The organism is Bacteroidota bacterium (assembly GCA_039714315.1).
GTDB lineage: Bacteria > Bacteroidota > Bacteroidia > Flavobacteriales > JADGDT01 > JADGDT01.
Genome location: JBDLJM010000209.1, coordinates 1 through 3,955, shown reverse-complemented (window position 1 = coordinate 3,955; position 3,955 = coordinate 1). Strand labels below are relative to the sequence as shown.

4 protein-coding genes are annotated in these 3,955 nt (G+C 31.6%); 3 read left to right on the top strand and 1 reads right to left on the bottom strand.

What is annotated here, in order from left to right; all coding sequences use genetic code 11:
• The first annotated feature begins 132 nt into the window (after nucleotides 1-132).
• The 3 genes from ABFR62_13465 to ABFR62_13455 are packed head-to-tail and all read left to right on the top strand — an operon-like array spanning nucleotide 133 to nucleotide 2,475.
• Nucleotides 133-1,188 carry a histidine kinase gene (locus tag ABFR62_13465; protein MEN8139429.1) on the top strand — a complete coding sequence of 352 codons (1,056 nt, stop codon included), beginning with the start codon at nucleotides 133-135 and terminating at the stop codon, nucleotides 1,186-1,188.
• An 8-nt stretch (nucleotides 1,189-1,196) separates the two neighbouring features.
• Nucleotides 1,197-1,889, top strand: coding sequence for a LytTR family DNA-binding domain-containing protein (locus ABFR62_13460; protein MEN8139428.1), 693 nt, complete (start codon nucleotides 1,197-1,199; stop codon nucleotides 1,887-1,889).
• A 34-nt stretch (nucleotides 1,890-1,923) separates the two neighbouring features.
• On the top strand, nucleotides 1,924-2,475 hold the full coding sequence (locus ABFR62_13455; GenBank protein ID MEN8139427.1) for a hypothetical protein: 552 nt from the start codon (nucleotides 1,924-1,926) through the stop codon (nucleotides 2,473-2,475).
• A 125-nt stretch (nucleotides 2,476-2,600) separates the two neighbouring features.
• Here ABFR62_13455 and tsaB read toward each other — a convergent pair whose 3' ends face one another.
• Nucleotides 2,601-3,278 (bottom strand): tRNA (adenosine(37)-N6)-threonylcarbamoyltransferase complex dimerization subunit type 1 TsaB, encoded by a 678-nt coding sequence (gene tsaB / locus ABFR62_13450; protein ID MEN8139426.1) that lies wholly within the window; start codon nucleotides 3,276-3,278, stop codon nucleotides 2,601-2,603.
• Nucleotides 3,279-3,955: the final 677 nt, after the last annotated feature.

Here is a 3,955-nt window from a genome sequence, read left to right as displayed (position 1 = left end):
TTTTTTATTACATTTGGAACAGACTTCAAGTCCAACTTCTTTATTGGTTATATAGTGTGATGAAACCGATAAATAAAGTAAAAGGACATGTTTCGGAAATTTCAGATATCACTCAGCAAAAAAACTTTAGTATTGAACAGCGTTGATAATAAAGTATGGCAAAAACGGATCCCTATAAATTATCATATAATATTTTGGGTAGGGTTCTTTATTCTAAATTTTGTCAGATGGGGCAGTTATTACAACGATTTTTTTTATTCCTTTAAATCAAATTTAGTAGGTTTCCCTATCCATATTACTCTTTCATATTTTCACGCATATTATCTTATTCCAAAATTTGTTGCCAAAAGAAAGTACTACGTATATATCATATTGCTATTAGCGGCTTTAACATTGATGTATTTTGTGAAAACCACTATCACTTATTATCTTATTAATGAAGATGTTTGGCCGGAAGCAATTGAAGGTGCGAAAGCACGTGTAGGATTACATTATGTTACCGTTGTATTGGGCGAATTGTATGTAATAGGAATTACTACCGCCATAAAGCTTACAATGGACTGGGTAAACTCCAGAAAGAGGAATCAGGAATTAACAAAACTCAATCTGGAAACAGAGATAAAATATCTACGGGCTCAGATACAACCGCATTTCTTTTTTAATACGCTTAATAATCTATATGCTCTGACATTAGAAAAATCTGATAAAGCGCCTGAAGTAGTATTGAAATTATCGGAATTAATGCAATATGTATTGTACGAAGCAAAAGATGACAGAATACAATTGACCAAAGAATTCGCATATATACAAAGCTATCTGGATTTAGAAAAACTGCGGTTTGATAACAGACTTAAATACAATATAGAAATAAGCGGTAAAATAGAAGGAGTATATTTACCTCCTTTAATGTATTTGCCATTTATCGAAAATTGCTTTAAGCACGGGGTAAGTGCCGATAATTCGGATATTGTCATAGATATTAAATTCGACACATCCGGAGAAATGCTGATATTCATGGTAGAGAATCCTATTCCAAATATTGCAGATAAAAGATTTCGTCAGGTTAATGAAGGTATTGGGATAAAAAACATAAGAAAGCGCTTAAAGCTAAACTATAATAATAATTTCAGGCTATCAATAAATACAGAAAACAACAGATATTCTGTTTTACTGGCTATACCTAAATAATATAATATATGAACAGTCGCTGTATAATTGTGGATGACGAACCTTTGGCAATAAAGGTAATTGAAGGTTTCCTGTCGAATATCAAAACATTTGATATAGTAGCAACTTTCACAAATCCTATGGATGCTCTTGAAATAATACAGTCAGGTGATATTGATGTTGTATTTTTAGATATTAACCTGCCTCTGATCAACGGAATGGAACTGATTAAAACATTACATAATCCGCCGCTTATTGTAATCACAACAGCATACCGGGAATACGCCGTAGAAAGTTTTGAGCTGGATGTTTTGGATTATTTGGTTAAGCCGATTCCATTTAACAGGTTTATGAAAGCTGTTAATAAGATAAACTCTGCTTTATCGAATAAAACAGGGAGTATAGAAGATAACAGAGACCATATTTTTATTAATATAGATAAGAAAATGGTTAAAATTTATCTAGATGAGATTCTGTATGTTGAAAGTCTTAAAGATTATATTAAAATAAATACTTCGACAGGAAAGCACGTTGTACATCAAACTTTAACATCTTTTACAGATATGCTTCCCCCCGAAACATTTATCAGGACCCACAGATCCTTTACTATTTCAATTCCTAAAGTAGAAGCAGTAGTAGGTAATACAGTTGAGATTGAAGGGAATCAGATTCCTATCGGTCGAAATTATGTTCAGGAGGTTAAGGGTATTATTCTCAGTTAGATTTCATGCCTGACAAACTAAAAAAACTTAAATTATGAAAAACCTGTTAATTTTAGTAACACTTGGTCTCTCAATAAATTCTTTTGCTCAAAAAAAAGAATTAAACCTAACAGTTAAAGATTCAATCCCTTTAATATCTTATAAAGACACAAATACCAAAGAAAAAGCACCGGCATATTTTCTTAATGGTAAACACATAAACGAAAATGTATTAAAGTCTATCGATTTAAAAAAAATAGCCTCTCTAAATGTTCAAAAAGATTCGTTAGTAATAGGTGATAAAATATATTATGGCTCTATACAGGTTGAAACAAATGATGACTATAACCCAAGATTAATTACTTTAAATTATTTGAACGAAAATCATATAAAGCTACCAAATGAAAAGCACTCTGTATTATTTTTTCTTGATGAAGAAATTATAGATGCTGATTACAATGATTATTTAATTGACATAAATAATATATTAAAAATAGAAGTTCAATACATAGATAATATAAATGGAATTAAGAATATTAAAATAATTAACCTATTAACAAAATCAGATAAAAACTTAAGAGAACACAATAAAATTATAATACGTTGATTAAAAGCACTTGAAAAGAAGAGAACTCGTGACTACATAAACAATTAAAAACTACAGATTTATAAAAGTTGAGGAGCTATTAAAATAGTAGAATACACTGCCTGAAAAGGACAAAAGCTAACAGATCATCCTCGCTTAAGAGATTTTGTAGCAATAAAATCTTTCAGGTAAAAAGGTTCGAAATAAGCACTGTCTTCAAATTTATTTTCGTTGAACATCTTTTCGGCTATTTCGCCCATCTCTTTTGCCGAAGGAAAAACTCCATCAATAAATTCAGCATTTTCGTGTTTGATGATTTCCTTACACTTCTCGGCACCGTCTCCAAAAAACAGGACTTTACCTTTCTCAAGATATTCGGAATATGAATTTTCGTCTATAATCTCAGCTTCTGTTTTTCTGATTTCTACAATATCAGGGTTATAAATACTGGCATAAACTTCCATCCTTCGGGCATCGAGCATAGGAACTAAAATATAATCCTTCCCTTTTTGACTGCTCGCCAGAGATTCTAATGTTGGAATAGCTATTAAAGGGATATCATTGCCAAAACAAATCCCTTTGGCAGCTGAAACTCCAATACGCAAACCTGTATACGAACCGGGGCCCTTACTTACCGAAACAGCATCTATATCCTCAAGACAAAAATTACTTTCATTTAGAACATCCTCTATAAAAGGGTGAAGTTTTTCGGCATGAGAAAAACCTCCTGAATTCAATTCCTTTAGAGCAATTATTTCTCCATTATTCGATAAACTGACAGAACAGTTTTTTGTTGCTGTTTCGAGGTTTAATATCAATGCCATTTTATTCTCTTTATATTCAGGTGCAAAAATAAGGAATGATATCGATAGAAAAAAAGTAAAGTTTTTGCGGCTTTAAATATAGACTCCTTGAATGCGCTAAATTAGTTGGATATACACCACACGATGCAATCGCGCGGCAGCCTATTATACCAATTGAATTTCAAAATGCTCATTATAATTCGAAATGTAATTCTGTTAGACGAAATAAGCGAAGCGATTAACTCCGTTGAACCTTAAAGGTTTCATGAACACTTATAAAATTATTATTCGTGAATAATTAAAAATTCTTTGCATCTAGGCTAAGCCTAGACGGAAATCGAAGATTCATGAACACCCATTAAAAACAAAGTTCGTGAACTAAATAATTTTTAATAAAGTATAACTGGATTACCTGCCTGCCGTCAGGCAGGGATAAAGAATGATATGGGCATTTTGATGTTTATTTGGTATTAGCATCCTGTTGGAAATTTTAATGTTCTTGTGATCCCTGAAGTTCTTCCTGCTAAAAAAATAAGTGCTTGTAATAGTTTTACTTATACTTGTTAAATAATTCGCCGTCCTGTAACAATTTTACTTATACTTGTTAAGCAATTACCCGTCCTGTAAGGGTGTTTTGTTAATTCTGGTAACAGTGTAAGGCTTCCTGTTAAAAAAAATCAAGTACTTGTAATAGTTTT